We start from the raw sequence: 22,204 nt of genomic DNA on the forward strand, positions 1-22,204 counted from the left end.
CCCTCGCATGACGATCACCCCCACCGAGCTCGAGCTCACGGGTGCTGCTGAGGCGGCCCTGGGTGGCGCGACGGACACCGTCGCGCCACCCCCGGAGGTGGCCTCAGGGGCCAGGGCCCTGCGCTCGTTGCGCCGCGACGCCGGAGCCGTGCTCTCGGCCGGCTACATCGGGCTCGTCGTGCTCATGGCACTCTTCGCGCCGCTCATCGTACGGTTGAGCGGCTGGTCCCCCTACGAGTTCGACCAGTCGGCGATCGACCCCAACCTCGGCGGCGTGCCGCTCGGGCCCTGGGGCGGGATCAGTAGCGAGCACTGGTTCGGCGTCGAGCCGGGCAGCGGCCGCGACATCTTCGCCCGGATCGTCTACGGCGCACGGGTCTCGATGACGATCGCTGTCGCGGCCACCGCCCTGACCACGGTTCTCGGCGTGACCTGCGGCCTGCTCGCGGGCTACCTGGGCGGCAAGTCCGACCAGGTCATCTCGCGGGTCATGGACTTCCTCATGGCCTTCCCGGCACTCATCTTCATGATCGCCGTGCTGTCAGCCCTACCGGCAAGCAACCGGTCGGCGCTCCTCGTCGTCATCATCTCGGTGTTCGGCTGGCCCTACCTGGCACGCATCGTGCGGGGGCAGGCGATGTCCCTCGCCCGGCGCGAGTTCGTCGAGGCGGCCCAGGCCTCCGGTGCGTCAGGGGCGAGCATCGTCTTCCGCGAGATCCTGCCCAACCTGCGCTCGACGATCATCGTCATGGTCACCCTCTCGGTGCCCGGCTACATCGGCACCGAAGCGGGCCTGTCGTTCCTCGGCGTCGGCGTCGTGCCACCCGAGCCGTCGTGGGGCCAGATGATCGCCAGCTCCGTCACCTGGTACTCGGTGGTGCCGACGTACTTCGCGATCCCGGGCCTCTTCCTGTTCCTGCTCGTGCTCTCGTTCACCGTCCTCGGGGACCGGTTGCGAGCCGTCATCGACACCGGGGAGGCCCGCTGATGCCCCGATACCTCGTCGGCAGGATCGCCGCCATGGCCGGCGTCCTCCTGCTGGTCTGCCTCTTCACCTACGCCGTCTTCTTCCTCCTGTCACCCGACCCCGCCGTGCAGATCTGCGGCAAGAACTGCACGCCGGACCGGATCGACCAGATCCGCCAGAACCTCGGACTGGACCGACCGTTCTGGACACAGTTCTTCACCTTCCTCGGCGGCCTGTTCGCAGGACGCACCTACGGCGAGGGCGCGAACGCGGTCCAGTGCGCCGCACCATGCCTGGGCTACTCCTTCCAGTCCAGCCAGTCGGTGACCGACATGATCGTGCAGCGACTGCCGGTGTCGGCGACGGTGGCCATCGGCGCCGCGGTGCTGTGGCTGCTCGTCGGTGTCATCTCCGGTCTCATCGGCGCGGTCAAGGAGGGCACCTGGGTCGACCGGACGCTCACCGGACTGACGCTCGGGGGCCTGAGCATCCCCAACTACGTCCTTGCTCTCGTGCTGCAGTACGTCCTCGTCGTGCAGCTGCAGTGGCTGCCGTTCCCCCAGGCCGTCCCGTTCGGTGAGGATCCCGGCCGCTGGTTCCTCAACTTCGTCATGCCGTGGATCGTGCTCGCAGTCGGCTACGCGGCGGGCTACACGCGACTCACTCGGGCCAACGTCATCGACACCCTCCAGGAGAACTTCCTGCGCACTGCGCGTGCCAAGGGACTGGCTCCGCGCCTCATCTGGCGCCGCCACGCCCTGCGTCCCGCGCTGACACCTGTCGTCACCGTGTTCGGCATGGACTTCGCCGGGCTCCTCGGCGGAGCGCTCATCACCGAGACCGTCTTCGGGCTCAACGGCGTCGGCAAGATGGCGGCCGACTCGATCGCCAAGAACGACCAGCCGGTCATCATGGGCGTGACGCTGCTCGCAGCGTTCTTCGTCGTCGTGGGCAACGTCGTCGTCGACGTCGTCTACACCTTCATCGACCCGAGAGTGCGGGTGGCGGCATGAGCCTGGCGAGCACCGGCACGAAGCGACGCGCTGCGACAGGCGCACTCACGGTCCGCGACCTCACGGTCTCCTTCCCGACCGCCACCGGGAGCGTCGACGTCGTGTCGCACCTCGACCTCGACCTCCAGCCGGGCGGCGCGCTGGGCATCGTCGGCGAGTCCGGCTCCGGCAAGTCGCTGACGAGCCTGGCGATCATGGGACTGCTCCCACCCAAGGCCACGCGCGCCGGCACGGTGATGCTCGGGACGGACCAGCTCACCTCGATGTCGGAGGCCCAGCTGCGGCGCGTTCGTGGCGACCGGGTCGCGATGATCTTCCAGGACCCGCTCTCGTCGCTGAACCCGTACTACACGGTCGGGGCGCAGATCGAGGAGGCCTACCGCTCGCACCGGCGGGGAGTCACCCGGCGCAAGGCGCACCAGGTGGCGGTCGAGGCGATGGAGCGGGTCCACATCAAGGACGCCGCGCGTCGGGTCGACCACTACCCGCACCAGTTCTCCGGCGGCATGCGCCAGCGCGTCATGATCGCCATGGCGCTCGCGACCGAGCCCGAGCTGCTCATCGCCGACGAGCCGACGACCGCCCTCGACGTCACGGTGCAGGCGCAGATCTTGGCACTGCTGCAGGAGATCCGACGCGAGACCGGGACGTCGCTCATCCTCATCACGCACGATCTCGCGGTCGTGAGCGAGGTCACGGACCACATCGTCGTCATGCGATCCGGCGTCTGCGTCGAGCGCGGCCCCGTCGAGGCCATCTTCAGCGACCCCCAGCACCCCTACACGCAGGGACTGCTCGACGCCGTGCCGCGCATCGACGACGTGATCGGCGACCTGCGCAGCCTCAGCCCCACGGGAGACCACCGATGAGCACCACCCCCGTCTTGCAGGCCGAGCACCTGGTCAAGGAGTTCCCCGTCGCCGGGAGCGGAGGGCTGGTGACCCGAGGCCGCACCTTCCGTGCCGTCGACGACGTCAGTCTCACCGTGGCCGCGGGCGAGACGCTGGCGCTCGTGGGCGAGTCGGGCTCGGGCAAGTCGACGACCGCACGTCTCGTCGCGCGGCTGATCGACGTGACCTCCGGCACGGTCAGGTTCGACGGCCAGGACGTCACGGGGCTCAGCGGCCGTGACCTGCATGCCTTCCGCCGCGAGGTGCAGGTGGTGTTCCAGGACCCGTACTCCTCGCTCAACCCGCGGCACACCGTCGAGCGCATCGTGACCGCCCCCCTGCTCTACCAGGGGCGCAAGCCCCCGGGCGGGTCGAAGAGGTTCACCCAGTCGCTCATGGAGCGCGTCGGGCTCGACCCCAACCAGTGGCAGCGGCACCCCGCCCAGTTCTCCGGTGGGCAGGCGCAGCGGATCGGCATCGCCCGGGCGCTGGCCGTCGGGCCCCGGCTCGTGGTCTGCGACGAGGCCGTCTCGGCCCTCGACGTGTCGGTGCAGGCCCAGATCATCAACCTGTTGCGCGAGCTTCAGCGCGAGGAGGGGTTCAGCTACCTCTTCATCGCCCACGACCTCGCCGTCGTGCGGCAGATCGCGACGCGGGTCGCCGTCATGTCCGGCGGGCGCATCGTCGAGGCCGGCGACCGCGACAGCGTCTTCGACCACCCGCAGCACGAGTACACGCGCACGCTGCTCGGGGCCGTGCCGCGGATCCGTCCCGAGTGGGAGGCTGCGCGCAGGACGCGGGCAGCGGAGCGGCTTGCCGTCCGGCGTGAGCCCCTCGATGCCAGTCCCGCACGAACAGGAGCCTGACCGTATGCCGTCCACCGTGGACTACCACCTTCCCGGCCTGCACGTGCGGGAGCGCGTCGTGCCGGTGCCGCTCGACTGGGCCCGACCCGACGGGCCCTCGGTCGACGTCTTCGTCCGGGAGCTCGTCGACCCCGAGAAGCGCGACGAGGAGCTGCCGTTGCTGACCTACCTGCAGGGCGGCCCGGGCGGCGCGAACCCGCGGCCGGTGGACCGCAGCGGCTGGGTCGACGAGGCCCTGCGCACGCACCGCGTCGTGCTCGTGGACCAGCGCGGCACCGGGGCCAGCACGCCCCTGGAGGCCGTCGACCTCGCCGGCTTCGCCGACGCGGCCGCTGCCGCCGACCACCTGGCGCACTTCCGCGCCGACTCGATCGTGCGCGACCTCGAGCACGTGCGCACGACCGTCTACGGCGGCCGGCGCTGGGTGACCTTCGCGCAGAGCTACGGCGGGTGGATCACCTTGTGCTACCTCAGCCAGGCACCCGAGGGACTGGCGGCCTGTTACGTCGCGGGCGGCATACCCGGCACCCCGGCCAGCGCGGCCGAGGTCTACCGGCGCACCTTCACCCGCGTGGAGGAGAAGACCGCCGAGTACTACCGCCGCTACCCGCAGGACGTCGAGACCGTGGCGGCGATCGCCGACCGCCTCGCGGCCGGCGACGTGCTCCTGCCCGACGGTGACGTCCTGACGGTGCACCGGTTCCAGTCGCTCGGGATCGACTTCGGGATGAAGCCGGGGTTCGAGCGGATGCACTGGCTCGTGGAGAAGGCGTTCGCCCGGCCCGGCCGGCTCTCGGCGGGCTTCCTCGAGGAGTGCCTGGCCCGGTCCTCCTCGGCCGGCAACCCGCTCTTCTGGACCCTGCAGGAGTCGATCTACGGCGACGGCGACAACGGCCCGATCGGGTGGGCCGCGCAGCAGGAGCGGGAGCGCCGCCCGCAGTTCGACCCGGCCCGGCGGCCGCTGCTGTTCACCGGCGAGATGGCCTTCCCGTGGATGTTCGAGGAGGTGCGGCTGTTGCGCGGCTTCAAACCCGCGGTGCACGAGCTGGCCGCGCGTCCGGCCTGGTCGCGGCTCTACGACCCCGAACGCCTCGCGGCCAACGAGGTCCCGGTCGCGGCAGCGGTCTACTACGACGACATGTACGTCGATGCCCACCTGCAGCTCGACACCCTCTCGCGGGTCGGCAGCGCGCAGGCCTGGGTGACCAACGAGTTCGAACACGACGGGATCGGCAGCGGGCAGGTGCTGACCCACCTGCGCGAGCTGATCCGCGACCGAGGAGGAGAACGACGATGAGCGCCACGACGACCCAGGGAGCCACGACCCAGGGAGCGACGCCCCGTCCCCCGTATGCCGGTACCCGGCCTCCGCGCCTCCACGAGGCTCCCGGCTTCGTGTCCGGAATCGCCCGCGGCTGGGCCGAGGAGGCGGTCCGTCCCGTTCTGGTGGACGGGGCCGCCGAGGCCGCGGCCGAGCACCGGCGTCGACTCGTCGAGCGGCTCCCGGGGCGCACGGTCGTCGTGGCCTCCGGCAGGGCGCCGCAGCGCAACGGTGACGCGGCGTACGGGTTCCGTCCGGACAGCGACTTCGTCTGGCTCACCGGCTGTCAGGTAGAGGGCGCCACACTCGTGCTCCGGGCGGGCGCCGCGGAGGCCGCGGGTGGGACGCTGTTCCTGCCGCCTGCCGCACGACCGGGCGAGAACGCCTTCTTCGGCGACGCCAGCCACGGCGAGCTGTGGGTCGGCTCCTCCCCGGGGCTGCGCGAGTGGGCCGAGGCACTGCAGATCGACGTGCGCCCGGTCGGCGAGCTGCCGACGACGCTCGCCGGGTGTGGCGGAGCCCTCGCCTCGCCCAGCGTCGACGACGACACCGTCGCCCGGCACGGGCTCGTCCGTGACGCCGACCTGTCGGCGGCCCTCTCGGACCTGCGGATGATCAAGGACGACTGGGAGATCCGTGAGCTGCGTCGGGCGATCGACGCCACCGTCGGTGGTTTCGAGGCCGTCATGGGGGAGGTTCCGGCCGCGGTCGAGGGGCTCGGGGAGCGCTGGCTGCAGGGCACGTTCGACCGTCACGCCCGCACCCACGGCAACGGGCCGGGCTACTCGACCATCGTGGGTTCGGGCCCTCACGCGCCGACGCTGCACTGGGTCCGCTGCGACGGGCCGGTGCTGCCGGACGCCCCTCTGCTGCTCGACATGGGTGTCGAGTCCACCACGCTGTACACGGCGGACGTGACGCGCACGGTGCCCCCGTCGGGAACCTTCAGCCGCGAGCAACGCGAGGTCCACGACCTCGTGGAACGCGCGCACCGGGCAGGTATGGCGCAGGTGCGCCCGGGCGTCCAGTACACCGACTTCCACTTCGCCGCCATGGAGGTCGTGGCCACCGGCCTGCACGACTGGGGACTGCTGGACGTGTCGGTCGACGAGGCCCTCTCACCGGAGGGACAGCAGCACCGGCGCTACCTCGTGTGCGGCATCGGGCACCACCTCGGCCTGGACGTGCACGACTGCATGTCGTCGGCCTACGAGCAGTACATGGGCGCGCCTCTCGAGCCGGGCATGGTCCTGACGGTCGAGCCGGGCCTCTACTTCCACGCCCACGACCTCACGGTCCCGCCGGAGCTGCGAGGGGTAGGTGTGCGTCTCGAGGACGACCTTCTCGTCACTCCCGAGGGGAACGAGGTGCTCTCTGCAGCGCTGCCGATCGATGCACGCGGCATCGAGAAGTGGGCACGGCGGCACGGCGCCAGGGCGACCGGTCGGCTGGGGTGGGGCTTCGGAGGCTGAAGAAACGGATCCCGATGCTCAGTGGTGCATGAGGACCGCACCCCACGCCGCCTGCACGCGCATCCGGCGACCGCGACCGCTCAGCGCTTGCGGGCGAGCCGCCAGGTGGTCGTGCTCGCGTGCACCTCGCCGGCGCGCAGCACCGTGCTGGGGAATGCCGGTTGGTTGGGTGAGTCGGGGAGCCCTTGGGTCTCGAGGGCGATCCCGGCCCTCGGGGCGTATGCCGTTCCCGACGTGCCGGTGACCGTGCCGTCGAAGTGGGCCCCGGTGTAGACCTGCACGCCCGGCTGGTCGCTCGACACCTCGAGGGTGCGTCCCGACCTGCCGCGCAGGGTCGCGACGTGACGCGGTCCCGCACCGGTGACGACGAAGTTGTGGTCGAGTCCCTGGCCGAAGCGCAGCTGCTCGTCATCGGACGCGAGCACGTCGCCCAGGCGGGTCGGGCGTCGCAGGTCGAAGGCGGTGCCGGTCACCTCCCGCAGCTCGCCGGTCGGCAGCAGCTGGGCGTCGGTCGGCGTGAAGGCGTCGGCCGTCAGGCGCAGCTCGTGGTCGTCCACCGGGCCGCTGGCCTCCCCGTCGAGGTTGAAGTAGCTGTGGTTGGTCAGGTTGACCACGGTGTCGCGGTCACTGCTGGCGGTGTAGTCGATCCGCACCGTCCCGGGCTGCACGGAGTAGGTGACGGTGACGTCGAGCGCGCCGGGGAAGCCCTGGTCGCCGTCGGGGCTGTGCAGGCCGAGCCGCACATGTGTCGGCCCCTGGTCCTGCACCTCCCACTCGCGGTGGTCGAAACCGACGAGGCCCCCGTGCAGGGCGTTGCCGTTCTCGTTGGCGGCGAGGAGGTGCTCCACCCCGTCGAGGGTGAACCGCGCACCGGCGATGCGGTTGCCGAAGCGACCGATGGTCGCGCCGAGGTAGCCGCCGTGCACGGCATACGTGACCGGGTCGGCATGTCCGAGAACGACGTTCGTCTCGCCCTCGTCGTCGGTGACGACGAGGCGGCGGACCGCCGCTCCGGCGGTGACGACCTCGAGCAGCAGGCCCTCGGCGACGAGCTCGACCGAGGTCGGGGTGGCGGGTGACATGGGCGCTCCTGCGGCATTCGATGGGAGGGGTGTGGCTGGGGCGGACGCGCCGGGTCCTCGACGTGTCCGCCCCAGCAGAGGCACTGCGGCCGAGCTTCAGGTCAGCAGGAACGTCGTCTTCGATCCCGACGCCTGCCCCAGCACGAGGCGCCCCTTGTCGTGGCGAAGGTACGACCCGGGGGAGGCCAGCGACTGCAGTGACACACCCTTCGGGTTCGCCAGGCCGGGGAGGCGCTGGAAGCTCGCCTCGGCGGCATACGTCGTGGTGGCCTCAACGGGGTCGATGCGCACGCCCGTGCTGGTGGCCCGGACGTAGCGGTCCGGGAAGTTCACCGACTGCAGCGAAACCGTGTCACCTCCGGAATGGCCCGACACGAAACGGAACTGGCAGTCCGCAAGCTCGCGCACGTCCGCGTCGACTCGGAGCTCGTAGGCGTGGTGGCGGACGAACGACGAGGACGAGTCGGCGGGGGAGAGCCGAACGATCGGACCACCGACGCCCACCGGGACGCCGAAGAGCGGCGTGCCGTCCGCGTGCCAGTAGAGCCGCTGAGCCCGTGCATGGCGGTTCGGGTCGTAGAGCGGGTCTCCGACGATGTCCTTGTAGTCGCGCGCGTGGTAGACGAGGACGTCGGTGACGCCGTCCTCGGCCACGGTGAAGCTGTTGTGGCCCGGGCCGTACTGGTGTGTCTGCTCGTTCGTGGTGAACACCGGATCGGCGGACTTGCTCCACGACCGTGCGTCGAGCAGGTCGGCGCGGGCGTCGGCGGTGAGCAGCCCCATGCAGTAGCGCGAGTCCGTGGCGCTCGCCGAGAAGGTGATGAACACCCTGCCGTTGCGGACGAGCACCGCCGGTCCCTCGTTGACCTTGTAGCCCTGCACCTCCCAGGACCTGGTCGGGGTCGCGATGCGCACGGGCGCGGTGGCCAGGGCAAAGGGCGAGGCCATCTCGGCGATATAGAGGCTCGTGTTGACCGCGATCTCGGGCTCGCTCTGCGCCCAGACGAGATAACGGCGTCCGAGGTGCTCGAACGTCGTCGAGTCGAGGGCGAACGAGAGCCACGGCGTCACGATCATTCGCGGCGCTCCCCAGCCGGACGGCTCCCGCGGGTCGGCGAGCGTGGACTCCATGACGTACATCCGGATGTTGAAGACGTTGCCCCCGTCACCTGCTGCGAAGTAGATGTACCAGCGGCCGTCGATCCGGTGCAGCTCCGGAGCCCAGATGTGGCCGCCCATCTGGCCCGTGCTCGGCCGCCGCCATACGACCGACTCGGCCGCCGAGCCGAGCTCGGCGATGGTGCTGGAGCCGCGGACCACGATCCGGTCGTACTCCGGCACGGACCCGGTGAAGTAGTACATGCCGTCCACCGGGAGTGTGACGAAGGGGTCGGCGCGCTGCCAGACGAGCGGGCTCACGGTCGGCGCCCCGTAGACCTGGGCGTCGGTCGGCGCGGGCGTGGGTGCCGCGAGTGCCGGCGCGGCGACGCCGGGCAGGACGAGCCCGCTTGCGGCGAGACCGAACCCGCCGAAGCCGCCTGCGAGGAGTGCGCGTCGTGAGAATGCGTGTGTCATGTCGTGCTCCTACTTCAGCTGGACTCGGAGGAAGGTCACCGAGTTCGGGTCGAAGGTGCGGGTGAAGGTGGAGTCGATGCCCTTGACCGTGCTCGTCACGGGCGCGATCGGCTGGGCGGTGCGGGTGTTCTGTGCCTCAGGGTCGCCGGAGATGACGGTCATCTCTGCCTTGCCCATGACACGCGCGCCGTGCAGGTCGATGGTGGTGCGGGCGGGAGCGGCCTGGGCGTTGACGACCTTGACGATCAGCTGCTTGCGCGCCACGTCCTTGGTGACGACCTGGGCGAAGGGCTCGGTGACGGCGTCGTCGCGGAAGCTGCCCCACAGGGCGCCGTCGAGGTAGAGCTCGACCTGCCCGCCACGGATCTTGACGGTGATGTCGTAGGTGCGACCCGTCTCGATGCTGTTGGGCTTGGCGAGCAAGGTCTGCTTTGCGCCGCCGACCGCCTTCTCGACCGCTCCCTGGGTGTTGTTCCAGCCACCGAGGTTCCACCAGTAGTAGTTGCCGGTGTCCTTGACGCCGAAGCCGATGAGGAAGCCCTCCGCGCCGGCGGTCTTGGTGGCTTTGAGGTGCAGGTCGTAGTCGTGCCAGCTCACGTCGCCTGCCCGGACGAGGGTGTCCTGCGCCCCGGTGTCGGACTGGACGTACTCGCCGTTCTGGACCGACCAGGACCCGCGCCCGGCCAGGGGCGTCCACCTGGAGGCGTCACCGGAGAAGTCGTCGGCGAAGAGCTGTCCGCCGTCGGCGCCGGTGACGGTGACGTCGTCGAAGCGGGCGGCCGTCGCCCACGTCGAGAGCCCGATCGCCCCGGTGATCGGCTTGGCCTGGGCCACCGAGCCTGTCGCGGTGCTCGGCACGACCTGGTTGCCGACGTTGTTCATGAAGAGCTTCTGGACCTCGTAGCTCGTCGATCCCCACGAGGCGTTGTTGTCGAACCAGATCATGTCCGGCTTCCACTGCACGTAGTCGATGTTGGACAGCAGCGGTGCGTAGGACGCCATCTTCACGACGTCGGCGTTGCGCTCGAGCCCTGTCATGTAGGCCGCCTCGGCGAGCGAGTTGCGCAGCTTGTTGTCGAGCGACGCGTACTCGCCGAGGAAGACCTTCGGTCCCTGGCGGTCGTAGGTGTCGTAGCGCTTGTTGTTCTGCAGGAACCAGTCCGGGCTGTTGTAGTAGTGCTCGTCGAGCATCGCCGTCCCGTGGGCCTTGTTGAGGTCCCAAAGCCGGTCGAAGGTCGTGCCCATGTCGTCGGGGCCGGAGTTGGAGATGACCGTGACGTCCGGATGCGCGGCCTTGATCGCCGCCTCGAACTTCACGAAGTTGGCGAAGTACTGGTCGGGCAGGTTCTCCTCGTTGCCGATGGCGATGCGCTTGAGCCCGAAGGGCGCCGGGTGGCCCATGGCCGCTCGCTTGGCGCCCCACTCGTTGGTCACGGGGCCGTTGGCGAACTCGATGAGGTCGAGCGCGTCCTGGATGTGGCGCTGCAACAGCGCATCGTCGACGGTCGCGCGGTTCTGTCCGCATCCGGTGACGAGCGCTGGCAGCACCGGCACCGGCTGTGCGCCGATGTCCTCGGCGAACTGGAAGTACTCGTAGTAGCCGAGGCCGTAGGACTGGTTGTAACCCCAGAAGTTCGCGTTGGTCGCGCGCTGCTCGACCGGTCCGATGGTGTCCTTCCACTGGTAGCTGCGGGCGCGCGGATAGGCGTTGGCGGCGTCGTAGGAGTCCATGCTGCCGGTGTTGACGAGGCACCCGCCGGGGAAGCGCACGAAACCGGGGTGCAGTGCGGCGATCTTGTCGGCAAGGTCCTTGCGCAGGCCGTTCGGGCGGTCCTTGAAGGTGTCCCGCGGGAAGAGCGAGATCATGTCGAGGCGTAGCGTGCCGGTGCCACCCGCCTCCACCGCGAGCCGTCCCGAGGTCGTGGAGGCGCTTGCGACGAACGTGCCGGTGTACTTCCGCCACGTGTCGCCGGCGACCGCGACGGACACGGGGGAGGCGTATGCCGTCGTGCGGGCCGCGTCGCGGAGAGTCACCGTGAGCGGGGTGCCGGTCGTCGAGTCGGTGCGCGCCCAGACGCTGAAGTCGTAGGTCTTGCCGGCCTCGAGGGGGATCCCCGTGTTGTAGCCGGAGTTGCTGACACCGAAGGTGCCCCCGGTGGGGTTGGTCAGGGCCAGGCGCAGGTAGGTGCGGTTGCGCTCGCCGAGCCGGGCGCCGTCGTCGACGGTGGCCGCGGTGCCGGAGCCGCCGGCCGTGGCCGACGACGTCCACGACGTGAGGCCGGTGTAGCTGCGGTTGTCGGTCGGGGAGTACTCGAAGGAGCGGTTCTGGACGAGCTCGGCGTAGAGGCCGCCGTCGGCGGCGCGGTTGATGTCCTCGTAGAAGACGCCGTACATCGACGGGTCGATGGTCGGCCCCGTCGCCGCGGTGTCGACGGAGACGGAGTAGTCGAGGGGAGCGGGGGCGGCGGCAGCCGTGTTGGCGGCGTGCGCCGGCTGAGCCGTCGGGAGGCCGGCAAGGAGCCCGACGCCGAGGACGCCGGTTGCCAGGCCCGCCACGACACGTGCGTGCGTCATGGAAGAGGCCTTTCGTGGGAAGGAGGGCGATGGTCTGCTTCCGGGTGTCCTCCGCGCACGGGGCAGCGTGGTCCCTGAGCAGCCCCGCTCACGAAAGTGAGCGCTAACATAGCAGTCCCTCGATTGCCGTCAAGAGGCCCAGAAATATTCGGCCAAAGGGTTGACGGGCCGCGATGTTAACGTTCACACTCGTGCCTCAAGTGGCCTGACGGTCACGGCGGACGAGGAGGTCGGCCGCATCCCGGCGCCAACGACGGCGTCCGAAGATCATGGAGGAAGTCCAGTGCTGAACAAGATCCTTCCGGTGGCCGTCGGTGCCGTGGCGCTCGTCGCGCTCTCGGCCTGTGGCGGTGGCAGCAACGCCGCGACGGGCGCCGGTGCCGGTGGCAAGGGGCCGATCGTCATGGGGTTCGCGCAGGTGGGCGCCGAGAGCGGCTGGCGCACGGCGAACACCAAGAGCGTGCAGGAGTCCGCGAAGGCGGCGGGCATCACGCTGAAGTTCTCCGACGCGCAGCAGAAGCAGGAGAACCAGATCAAGGCCATCCGCAGCTACATCCAGCAGAAGGTAGACGTCATCGCCTTCAGCCCGGTGGTCGAGACCGGTTGGGACACCGTGCTGCTCGAGGCCAAGCGCGCCAACATCCCGGTCATCCTGACCGACCGCGCCGTCGACTCCGAGGACAAGACGCTCTACAAGACCTTCCTCGGCTCGGACTTCGTCGCGGAGGGCAAGAAGGCCGGCGAGTGGCTCGTCAAGGACAGCCAGGGCAAGAGCGAGGTCAACGTCGTGGAGCTGCAGGGCACCACCGGTGCCGCGCCGGCCATCGACCGCAAGGAGGGTTTCGCCGAGGCCGTCAAGGCGGCCCCCCAGATCAAGGTGATCGCCTCGCAGACCGGTGACTTCACGCGCTCCGGCGGCAAGCAGGTCATGGAGGCGTTCCTGAAGTCCAACCCGAAGATCGACGTCGTCTACGCGCACAACGACGACATGGGCCTCGGCGCCATCGAGGCCATCGAGGCCGCCGGCAAGGTGCCGGGCAAGGACATCAAGATCATCACCGTCGACGCCGTCCACGACGGCGTGCAGGCCCTGGCTGACGGCAAGATCAACTACATCGTCGAGTGCAGCCCGCTCCTCGGTGACCAGCTCATGGACCTCGCCAAGAAGGTCGTCGCCGGTCAGTCCGTGCCCGAGCGGGTCGTGACGCAGGAGACGACGTTCACGCAGGAGCAGGCCAAGGCCGCCCTGCCGCAGCGCAAGTACTGAGCTCTCCCACCCGAGGCGACCAGCGGCCAACACGCCGGGCCGTACGCCTCTCTCCGAACGACGGCTCCCGCCACCCTCCGGGTGTGGTGGCGGGGGCCGTCCACCCCACACCCGGACCCGAAGGACAGGACGCCATGACCGACACGTCGAGCACGACGGTCGCCGAGCCGGGCCCACCCGGCGGCACCGGAACTCACGCCGACCCGGTGGTCGCCATGCGGGCGATCACGATGGAGTTCCCCGGGGTGCGCGCGCTGCAGGACGTCGACTTCCGCCTCTTCCCCGGTGAGGTCCACGCGCTCATGGGGGAGAACGGTGCCGGCAAGTCGACCCTCATCAAGGTGCTCACCGGCGTCTACACCGCCACGTCCGGCACGACGCAGCTGCGCGGCGAGCGCGTCGCCTTCTCCGGGCCCGGCGAGGCCCAGGCCTCCGGCGTCAGCACCGTCTACCAGGAGGTGAACCTCTGCCCGAACCTGTCGGTGGCAGAGAACATCCTGCTGGGTCGAGAGCCCCGCCGCCTGGGTTCGATCGACGCCGGTGCCACCCGGGCCCGCGCCGCCGAGCTGCTGTCACGCATGGGCCTCCGGATCGACCCGGGCTCGATCCTGTCCGAGCACCCCATCGCGATCCAGCAGCTCGTCGCCATCGCGCGGGCCGTGGCGATCGACGCCCAGGTGCTCATCCTCGACGAGCCGACCTCGAGCCTGGACCAGGACGAGGTGACCGAGCTCTTCCGCATCATGGGCCACCTCCGCGACGAGGGTGTCGCCATCCTCTTCGTCTCCCACTTCCTCGAGCAGGTCTTCGAGATCGCCGACCGCATGACGGTCCTGCGCAACGGCCGGCTCGTCGGCGAGTACCTCACCCGCGACCTCACCCGGCTGGATCTCGTCTCGGCGATGATCGGACGCGAGCTCGGTGCGCTCGAGGAGGTCGAGCGCCTCGCGGGTGACGTCGCCGAGAGTGCCGAGAGTGCCGACGCCGCGGCGACGCCCCTGTTGCGGGCGCGTGGGCTCGGGCGCAGGGGATCCGTGGCTCCCTTCGACCTCGACATCGCCGCCGGCGAGGTCGTCGGCCTGGCCGGTCTGCTGGGCAGCGGCCGGACCGAGCTCGCGCGACTGCTGTTCGGCGCCGACCGTGCCGACTCCGGGGAGGTATGCGTGGACGGACGTCCCGTGAGCCTGCGCACCCCCCGCTCTGCCATCGCCGCCGGCATCGCCTTCTGCTCCGAGGACCGCAAGGGGGAGGGGATCCTCTCCGACTTGAGCATCCGTGACAACCTCGTGCTGGCCATGCAGGCTGCGCGCGGGTGGGCGCGCCCGATCCCGCGGCGTACCAAGGACGAGCTCGTCGAGAAGTGGATGACCGCACTCGACATCCGACCCCGCAACGCGGACGCGCTCGTGGGCAAGCTCTCCGGCGGCAACCAGCAGAAGGTGCTCCTGGCCCGCTGGCTCGTCACCGAGCCGAAGCTGCTGATCCTCGACGAGCCGACGCGTGGCATCGACATCGGGGCCAAGGCGCAGATCCAGAGGCTCGTGGCCGAGCTGGCGGCCGACGGCATGGCCGTCGTCTACATCTCGGCCGAGCTCGAGGAGGTCACCCGACTGGCACACCGCATCGTCGTCCTCAAGGACCGCTCGAAGGTCGCCGAGCTCGACGGTTCGGCCACGGCGGACGACATCATGCGGCTGATCGCCACCACCGACGGATCCTCGGACCAGAGCCCGGTGTCGCCGGACGGCGGCGCCCTCACCGAGCAGGTGGCCTCATGAGCACCGTGTCCCCGACCGCAGATTCTTCTCGGGCCACTGTCCTCGAGCGCGTCAAGGGAAGCCGGCTGCTCTGGCCGGTCCTGGCGCTCGCGGCGCTCGTGGCGGCCAACGCCGTGCGCAACCCGGGCTTCCTGTCGCTGCGACTGCAGGACGGCCACCTCTACGGCAGCCTCGTCGACATCCTCAAGAACGGCGCCCCCACGCTTCTCATCGCGCTCGGCATGACGCTCGTGATCGCCACTCGCGGCATCGACCTCTCGGTCGGAGCCGTCGCCGCCATCGCCGGTGCGGTCGCGTGCACCACGATCGCCGGCGCGCCCGACCCGAGGAGCCCCGGCGCCGCTCTCACCGGGGTCGCGCTGGCCCTCGGGCTGTGCCTCGTGCTCGGTCTGTGGAACGGGCTGCTCGTCGCGCTGCTCGGCATCCAACCCATCATCGCGACCCTCGTGCTCATGACGGCCGGGCGCGGCATCGCCATGCTCGTCACCGACGGGCAGATCATCACCGTGCGCAACAACCCGTTCGCGGAGATCGGCGCGGGCTTCCTGCTCTTCCCCATCTCGATCCTCATCGCCCTCGCAGCCCTGGGCCTGGTCGCCAGCGTGACCCGCCGCACGGCCCTGGGCCTGCTCATCGAGTCGGTCGGCATCAACCCGGAGGCGAGCCGGCTCGCCGGCCTGCGCTCCCGCACCATCATCTGGACCGTCTACGTCTTCGCGGCGCTGTGCGCCGGGGTCGCGGGCCTGATGATCAGCTCGAACGTCAGCGCTGCCGACGCCAACAACGCCGGTCTCTGGATCGAGATGGACGCCATCCTGGCCGTCGTGATCGGCGGTTCGTCCCTGGCCGGCGGCAGGTACTCCCTGTCGGGCACGCTCGTCGGCGCCCTCATCATCCAGACCCTGACGACCACCGTCTACTCGATGGGCATCGCCCCCGAGGTGACGCTCGTGTTCAAGGCGCTCGTCGTCATCGCGGTGTGCCTGCTCCAGGCCCCGAAGGTCCGCGAGCGGTTCCGGCGAGGTCGACGCGCCACGGTCGCCTCCGACGCCACCGCGACCGGTCGTGCCGGCACCCCGACCCGGACCGCGGCAGCTCCCCGGACCGCCGAGCCCGCCTCGGTCGACGCACCCCAGCAGGAGGTGGCGCACTCATGACCACGACAGCACCCGTCCGACCGACCGCCCCGGCGCCGCCGTCCGGCCGTCCCTCCCTACGCGGCCTCAAGGTTCCCGGCCGCGTGCTGCCGGTGGTGGCGACCTTCGTGCTCTTCGTGCTGCTCTTCGGGGGAGGAGCCGTCCGCTACGACGGCTTCACCTCGGGACAGGTCTTCGCCAACCTCTTCATCGACAACGCCTTCCTCATCGTCCTGGCCGCGGGGATGACGTTCGTCATCCTGACGGGCGGCATCGACCTGTCGGTCGGCGCGGTGGTCGCCCTGTCCACCATGGTGGCCGCGGCCTCCCTCAAGGCGGGGCTCCCCGCGCCTGTCGTCATCCTGCTGGTGCTCGCCGTCGGCACGGGGCTGGGCGTGCTCATGGGACTGGTGATCCACCACTTCGAGATCCAGCCCTTCATCGTGACGCTCGCCGGGATGTTCCTGGCCCGCGGGCTCTGCTTCGTCATCGGCGTCGAGTCCATCTCGATCAAGGACCCCTTCTTCCGGGCCCTCGCCACGGGCACGATCGAGCTGCCCGGCGGAGTGGCCATCACGTGGAGCGTCGTCATCGCGCTCGTCATCGTCGCGGTCGCCGTGTGGGTCCTGCACCGCACCCGGTTCGGTCGAACCATCTACGCCATCGGCGGCAGCGAGAGCTCAGCCGTCCTCATGGGGCTGCCGGTCGGGCGGGTCAAGGTGACGGCATACGCCATCAGCGGACTGTGCGCAGCGATCGCCGGACTGCTCTTCTCCGTCTACATGCTTTCCGGCTACGGGCTGCACGCGGTCGGCATGGAGCTCGACGCCATCGCGTCCGTCGTCATCGGCGGGACCCTGCTCTCCGGCGGCGTCGGCTACGTCCTCGGGTCCCTGCTCGGCGTGCTCGTCCTGGGTGTCATCCAGACACTCATCTCGTTCCAAGGCACGCTGAGCTCATGGTGGACAAAGATCGCGATCGGAACCCTGCTCCTGCTCTTCATCGTGATGCAGAGGCTCTTCACGAGGAGGAGCGCGTGAGCGACACCGCCACCCGCGCCCCGGTCATGCAGGACGTCGCCCGGTTGGCCGGCGTCTCGCACCAGACGGTCTCGCGAGTCATCAACGGTGCCGCAAGCATCCGTCCCCAGACGCGCCAGCGCGTGCTCGAGGCGATCGAGCAGCTGGGCTACCGCCCGAACACGGCTGCGCGCACGCTCGTGCGGGGGCGGTCGGCGACGATCGGGATCATCACGACCGCGTCGACGCTCTTCGGTCCCACCAGCGTGCACCGCACCGTCAACACTGCGGCGCGGGCAGCCGGCTTCTTCGCCTCCTCGGTGTCGCTGTCGGAGATGACGCGTGAGGGCTTCGACGCGGCCGTGGACCATCTCGACCGGCTGGCCGTCGAGGGCATCGTCGTCATCGCGGGGCACGACGAGGCGCTCGAGGTCGCGCGGTCGTGGAGTGCCCGGCTGCCCTTCGTCGTCGTGGAGGGCGACCTGACCCGGGCGCGGCGGACCGTGGGCGTCGACAACGTCGCCGGGGCGAGGCTGGCCACCCGGCACCTGCTGGACCTGGGCCATGTCGAGGTCGCCCACGTCACCGGCCCCCTCGACTGGGCCGAGTCCCGAGCCCGCCTCGAGGGGTGGCGCGCCGAGATGGTGGCGTCCGGCCATCGGCCGATGGAGCCGGTGCCCGGGGACTGGTCCGCCGAGAGCGGCTACCGTGCCGGGCTCGCGCTGGCCGAGAACCGCGACGTCACCGCTGTGTTCGCAGCCAACGACCAGATGGCCATCGGCGTGCTGCGCGCACTGCACGAGGCCGGGCGCATCGTGCCCGACGACGTCAGCGTCGTCGGCTTCGACGACGTCCCCGAGGCCGCCTACCTCATCCCGCCGCTGACGACGGTCCGCCAGGACTTCGTCGCGATCGGTCGCGAGGCGATCGCGATGCTGACCGCCGCGATCTCCGGCGAGACCGACCAGGTGCCCAGCCTCATCGACCCCGAACTCATCGTCCGGGCGAGCAGCGCGCCGCCCGGCCAGACCAGGAGCAGAGCCACATGACCGAGGCTGTCACCCCCCAGCCCGCTGAGCAGTACGTCGTCGGCGTCGACTACGGGACCCTGTCCGGGCGCGCCGTCGTCGTGCGCGTCTCCGACGGCGCGGAGCTCGGCGCGGCGGTGCACGAGTACGCCCACGCCGTCGTGACCGACCGCGTCCCGGTCGACGGCGGTGCGCCTCTACCGCCGGAGTGGGCGCTGCAGGTGCCCGACGACTACCGCGACGTCCTGCGTCACGCGGTGCCCGAGGCAGTGGCCGCGGCGGGCGTCGACCCGACCGACGTCGTCGGGATCGCGACCGACTTCACGGCGTGCACGGTCCTGCCCACGGCCGCGGACGGCACGCCGCTGTGCGAGCTGCCCGAGTGGACCGACCGCCCGCACGCCTGGGTCAAGCTCTGGCGCCATCACGCCGCGCAGGCCCAGGCCGACCGCATCAACGCGCTGGCGGCCGAGCGCGGGGAGGCCTGGCTGCCCCGCTACGGGGGGCTCATCAGCTCGGAGTGGGAGTTCGCCAAGGCGCTGCAGGTGCTCGAGGAGGACCCGGAGGTGTATGCCGCCACAGACCGCTGGGTGGAGGCCGCCGACTGGATCGTGTGGCAGCTGTGCGGCTCGTACGTCCGAAACGCATGCACTGCGGGCTACAAGGGCATCCGGCAGGACGGCGCCTACCCGACGCACGACTTCCTGGCCGCGCTCAACCCCGACTTCGCCTCCTTCGTCGACGACAAGCTCGACCAGCCGATCGGCGAGCTCGGCTCTGCTGCAGGCACGCTCACGGCGCGCGCCGCGGAGTGGACCGGGCTGCCCGAGGGCATCGCGGTCGCCGTCGGCAACGTCGACGCCCACGTCACGGCACCGGCCGCCCAGGCGACCGCCCCTGGGCAGATGGTGGCGATCATGGGGACGTCCACCTGCCACGTCATGAGCAGCGACGTCCTCCGGGACGTGCCCGGCATGTGCGGTGTGGTCGAGGGCGGGATCATCGAGGGCCTCTACGGCTACGAGGCGGGCCAGTCGGGTGTCGGCGACATCTTCGGCTGGTTCACCCGCACCGCACTTCCCGCCGACTACGCCGCCGAGGCCCAGCGCCGGGACATGTCGGCCCACGAGCTGCTCACCGAGAAGGCGGCCGCGCAGGCGGTGGGGGAGCACGGGCTGCTCGCCCTCGACTGGCACTCCGGCAACCGGTCGGTGCTCGTCGACCACGAGCTGTCCGGCATGATCGTCGGACAGACGCTCGCCACCAGAGCCGAGGACACCTACCGGGCCCTGCTCGAGGCGACGGCGTTCGGCACCCGCGTCATCCTCGAGGCGTTCCGCGACAGCGGCGTGCCCGTCACCGAGCTCGTCATCGCCGGAGGCCTGGTCAAGAACCCCCTCCTGATGCAGGTCTACGCCGACGTCACCCGCATGCCGTTGTCGGTGATCGGGTCGTCGCAGGGGCCGGCGCTCGGATCGGCGATCCATGCCGCCGTCGCTGCCGGCGCCTACCCCGACGTCGCGTCCGCCGCCGCCCGCATGGGACGGGTCGAGCGCGCGGCGTTCGTGCCCGACGAGGCCCGCGCGACGGCATACGACCCGCTCTTCGAGGAGTACGTCCGTCTGCACGACCACTTCGGCCGCGGCGGCAGCGACGTCATGAAACGCCTGAAAGCATTGCGCCGCAACGCGATCGCTGGCAACCGGCAACTCGCCTCCGCCCAGTCCACCACCAGCCAGGAGGTCAGCGCAGGCGGTGAGGCCGCGTGAGCGTCGTCACCGATGTGAACGCAACCATTGCGAGCATCCGGCGGGAGGTGTGCCTTCTGCATGCCGAGCTGACCCGCTACCAGCTCGTCATCTGGACCGCCGGCAACGTCTCGGCCCGGGTGCCCGGGCGGGAACTCATGGTGATCAAGCCGAGTGGGGTGTCCTACGACGACCTCACCCCCGACAACATGGTGGTGTGCGACCTGCACGGACGCGTCGTCGACGGTGAGCGCGCCCCGTCCTCCGACACGGACGCCCAGGCGTACGTCTACCGCCACCTGCCCCACGTCGGGGGGGTGGTGCACACGCACTCGACGTATGCCACGGCATGGGCCAGCCGCGGCGAGCCCATCCCGTGCACCCTGACGATGCAGGCCGACGAGTTCGGCGGGGAGATCCCCGTCGGGCCGTTCGCGCTCATCGGCGACGACTCGATCGGGCGCGGCATCGTCGAGACCTTGTCCAGGTCCCGCTCGGCTGCCGTCCTGATGAAGCAGCACGGTGTCTTCACCATCGGCAAGGACGCGCGTTCGGCGGTGAAGGCCGCCGTCATGTGCGAGGACGTCGCCCGGACCGTCCACATCGCCCGCCAGCTGGGCCAGCCCATCCCCATCGACCCGCGGGACGTCGACTCCCTCTTCGACCGCTACCAGAACGTCTACGGACAGAAGGACAACTCATGACGCAGCCCGCCCACGACCAGCGCGAGGTCTGGTTCCTCACCGGCAGCCAGCACCTCTACGGAGAGGAGACGCTGCGCCAGGTCGCCGACCAGTCCCAGGCGATCGCCAAGGAGATCGACGCGAGCGGCGTCCTGCCGGCCCGGGTGGTCTGGAAGCCGATCCTCGCCGACTCCGCCGCCATCCACGCGGCGATCCTCGAGGCGAATGCGAACACCGACTGCATCGGCGTCATCACGTGGATGCACACCTTCTCACCGGCCAAGATGTGGATCACCGGCCTGGATGCGCTGCGCAAGCCCATGCTGCACCTGCACACGCAGGCCGGGGCCGAGCTGCCTTGGTCGAGCATCGACATGGACTTCATGAACCTCAACCAGGCCGCCCACGGTGACCGCGAGTTCGCCTTCGTGGGGGCGCGCCTCGGGGTTGCACGGAAGATCGTGGCCGGACACGTCTCCAACCCGACGGTCATCAAGCGGATCGGCTCATGGGGACGTGCCGCCGCCGGCGTGGCCGAGCTGCGCACGCTGCGCCTGGCGCGTTTCGGCGACAACATGCGCGACGTCGCCGTGACCGAGGGCGACAAGGTCGAGGCCCAGCTGCGCTTCGGCGTCTCGGTCAACACCTACGGCGTCAACGAGCTCGTCGAGGTCGTCGACGCGGTCACCGACTCGGAGGTCGACACGCTCGTGGGCGAGTACGAGCAGTTGTATGCCGTGGTCCCCGAGCTGCGCCGCGGCGGCGAGCGGCACGCATCCCTTCGCTACGGTGCCCGCATCGAGGCCGGGCTCCGGACGTTCCTGGGCGACGGCGGGTTCGGCGCCTTCACGACGAACTTCGAGGACCTCGGAGGACTGCGCCAGCTCCCGGGCCTCGCGGTCCAGCGCCTCATGGCCGACGGCTACGGCTTCGGCGGGGAGGGCGACTGGAAGACCTCGGTGCTGCTGCGCGCCGCCAAGGTGATGGCGCAGGGCCGGCCGGGCGGCACGAGCTTCATGGAGGACTACACGTACCACCTGGTTCCCGGCGAGGAGAAGATCCTCGGTGCGCACATGCTGGAGGTGTGCCCCTCCATCGCGGGCGCTCGGCCCAGCCTGGAGATCCACCCGCTCGCGATCGGCGGCCGGGAGGACCCCGTTCGCCTGAAGTTCACGGCCGCTCCTGGGCCCGGTGTGGTCGTCGGCATGAGCGACCTCGGTGGGCGTTTCCGCTTGACTCTCAACGAGATCGACGTCGTCGAGCCGGACGAGGAGCTGCCCCGGCTGCCCGTGGCCTGCGCCGTGTGGGAGCCGCGTCCGAGCCTGTCGACCTCGGCCGAGAGCTGGCTACTCGCCGGGGGGCCACACCACACGGTGCTGTCCACCGCGGTGGGCACCGAGGAGTTCCGCGACCTGGCCGAGATGGTGTCGACGGAGCTCGTCGTCATCGACGCCGACACGACGACGGACAGCCTGCGTCAGGAGCTGCGCTGGAGCGCCGCCTACCACCGCCTCGCCGCCCGCCTCTGAGCCGCCACGAGAGCAGAGCACCGCGGCCGGCGCGCTCGCGCGCTGTGGCCTCCACCGGGACGGCTACGTCGACTTCGCCGAGCACTTCGTCGACGCTCGCGCCGACCACGACGAGCAGACCTGGCGCCAGCTGAAGGGCACTCGGTCGGCCTGTGCTTCGGACGACCCAGTCCTTGCCGACGACCGGATGCCCCGTCTCGTCCAGGGCCGCAGGACCACGGACCGGCAGGGACCGAGTGACAGGGGAGGCCGAGAG

General features: G+C 70.4%; 17 protein-coding genes. 14 read left to right on the top strand and 3 right to left on the bottom strand.

All coding sequences use genetic code 11. From position 1 onward, the window contains the following. Positions 1-7: 7 nt before the first annotated feature. The 6 genes from ABD194_RS11480 to ABD194_RS11505 are packed head-to-tail and all read left to right on the top strand — an operon-like array spanning position 8 to position 6,529. A complete protein-coding gene (locus ABD194_RS11480) occupies positions 8-988 on the top strand; it encodes an ABC transporter permease (RefSeq protein WP_343991394.1) in 981 nt (326 codons plus the stop codon). Then, the gene (locus ABD194_RS11485) at positions 988-1,980 is read left to right on the top strand and encodes an ABC transporter permease (protein WP_343991396.1); all 993 of its coding nucleotides are present in this window, start codon (positions 988-990) and stop codon (positions 1,978-1,980) included. Before ABD194_RS11480 ends, ABD194_RS11485 begins: the two co-directional genes overlap by 1 nt. After that, on the top strand, positions 1,977-2,849 hold the full coding sequence (locus tag ABD194_RS11490) for an ABC transporter ATP-binding protein (protein WP_343991398.1): 873 nt from the start codon (positions 1,977-1,979) through the stop codon (positions 2,847-2,849). The genes ABD194_RS11485 and ABD194_RS11490 overlap by 4 nt, the downstream gene beginning before the upstream one ends. After that, positions 2,846-3,736 carry an ATP-binding cassette domain-containing protein gene (locus tag ABD194_RS11495; RefSeq protein ID WP_343991400.1) on the top strand — a complete coding sequence of 297 codons (891 nt, stop codon included), beginning with the start codon at positions 2,846-2,848 and terminating at the stop codon, positions 3,734-3,736. Before ABD194_RS11490 ends, ABD194_RS11495 begins: the two co-directional genes overlap by 4 nt. 4 nt (positions 3,737-3,740) lie before the next feature. After that, the gene (locus ABD194_RS11500) at positions 3,741-5,033 is read left to right on the top strand and encodes an alpha/beta fold hydrolase (RefSeq protein WP_343991402.1); all 1,293 of its coding nucleotides are present in this window, start codon (positions 3,741-3,743) and stop codon (positions 5,031-5,033) included. Continuing rightward, positions 5,030-6,529 carry an aminopeptidase P family protein gene (locus ABD194_RS11505; protein ID WP_343991404.1) on the top strand — a complete coding sequence of 500 codons (1,500 nt, stop codon included), beginning with the start codon at positions 5,030-5,032 and terminating at the stop codon, positions 6,527-6,529. Before ABD194_RS11500 ends, ABD194_RS11505 begins: the two co-directional genes overlap by 4 nt. Positions 6,530-6,609: 80 nt before the next feature. Here the strand turns inward: ABD194_RS11505 and ABD194_RS11510 are convergent, their stop codons facing one another. The 3 genes from ABD194_RS11510 to ABD194_RS11520 all read right to left on the bottom strand — a co-directional run bounded on the left by ABD194_RS11510 (position 6,610) and on the right by ABD194_RS11520 (position 11,760). After that, positions 6,610-7,611, bottom strand: coding sequence for an aldose epimerase family protein (locus tag ABD194_RS11510; RefSeq protein WP_343991406.1), 1,002 nt, complete (start codon positions 7,609-7,611; stop codon positions 6,610-6,612). A gap of 96 nt (positions 7,612-7,707) precedes the next feature. Beyond that, positions 7,708-9,186, bottom strand: coding sequence for a family 43 glycosylhydrolase (locus tag ABD194_RS11515; protein ID WP_343991408.1), 1,479 nt, complete (start codon positions 9,184-9,186; stop codon positions 7,708-7,710). A gap of 9 nt (positions 9,187-9,195) precedes the next feature. Beyond that, a complete protein-coding gene (locus ABD194_RS11520; RefSeq protein ID WP_343991410.1) occupies positions 9,196-11,760 on the bottom strand; it encodes an alpha-L-arabinofuranosidase C-terminal domain-containing protein in 2,565 nt (854 codons plus the stop codon). 283 nt (positions 11,761-12,043) lie between these two features. Between ABD194_RS11520 and ABD194_RS11525 the strand changes: the two genes are divergently transcribed. From ABD194_RS11525 to araA, 8 genes are all read left to right on the top strand, one after another. Next, on the top strand, positions 12,044-13,027 hold the full coding sequence (locus tag ABD194_RS11525) for an ABC transporter substrate-binding protein (RefSeq protein WP_343991412.1): 984 nt from the start codon (positions 12,044-12,046) through the stop codon (positions 13,025-13,027). Between the two features lie 134 nt (positions 13,028-13,161). Beyond that, positions 13,162-14,805, top strand: a complete 1,644-nt coding sequence (locus tag ABD194_RS11530; protein ID WP_425579978.1) for a sugar ABC transporter ATP-binding protein — start codon at positions 13,162-13,164, stop codon at positions 14,803-14,805. Further along, on the top strand, positions 14,802-15,962 hold the full coding sequence (locus ABD194_RS11535) for an ABC transporter permease (protein WP_343991414.1): 1,161 nt from the start codon (positions 14,802-14,804) through the stop codon (positions 15,960-15,962). Before ABD194_RS11530 ends, ABD194_RS11535 begins: the two co-directional genes overlap by 4 nt. Continuing rightward, positions 15,959-16,981: a galactofuranose ABC transporter, permease protein YjfF gene (gene yjfF, locus ABD194_RS11540; RefSeq protein ID WP_343991416.1), complete on the top strand. Its 1,023-nt coding sequence runs from the start codon at positions 15,959-15,961 to the stop codon at positions 16,979-16,981. Before ABD194_RS11535 ends, yjfF begins: the two co-directional genes overlap by 4 nt. Then, positions 16,978-18,009, top strand: coding sequence for a LacI family DNA-binding transcriptional regulator (locus ABD194_RS11545; RefSeq protein ID WP_343991418.1), 1,032 nt, complete (start codon positions 16,978-16,980; stop codon positions 18,007-18,009). Before yjfF ends, ABD194_RS11545 begins: the two co-directional genes overlap by 4 nt. Continuing rightward, positions 18,006-19,757 carry a ribulokinase gene (araB, locus tag ABD194_RS11550; RefSeq protein WP_343991420.1) on the top strand — a complete coding sequence of 584 codons (1,752 nt, stop codon included), beginning with the start codon at positions 18,006-18,008 and terminating at the stop codon, positions 19,755-19,757. The genes ABD194_RS11545 and araB overlap by 4 nt, the downstream gene beginning before the upstream one ends. Then, a complete protein-coding gene (locus ABD194_RS11555) occupies positions 19,754-20,440 on the top strand; it encodes an L-ribulose-5-phosphate 4-epimerase (protein WP_343991422.1) in 687 nt (228 codons plus the stop codon). The genes araB and ABD194_RS11555 overlap by 4 nt, the downstream gene beginning before the upstream one ends. Further along, positions 20,437-21,948, top strand: coding sequence for an L-arabinose isomerase (gene araA / locus ABD194_RS11560; RefSeq protein ID WP_343991424.1), 1,512 nt, complete (start codon positions 20,437-20,439; stop codon positions 21,946-21,948). The genes ABD194_RS11555 and araA overlap by 4 nt, the downstream gene beginning before the upstream one ends. The last annotated feature ends 256 nt before the right edge of the window (positions 21,949-22,204 follow it).

The organism is Terrabacter terrae (assembly GCF_039529575.1).
Taxonomy (GTDB): domain Bacteria; phylum Actinomycetota; class Actinomycetes; order Actinomycetales; family Dermatophilaceae; genus Terrabacter; species Terrabacter terrae.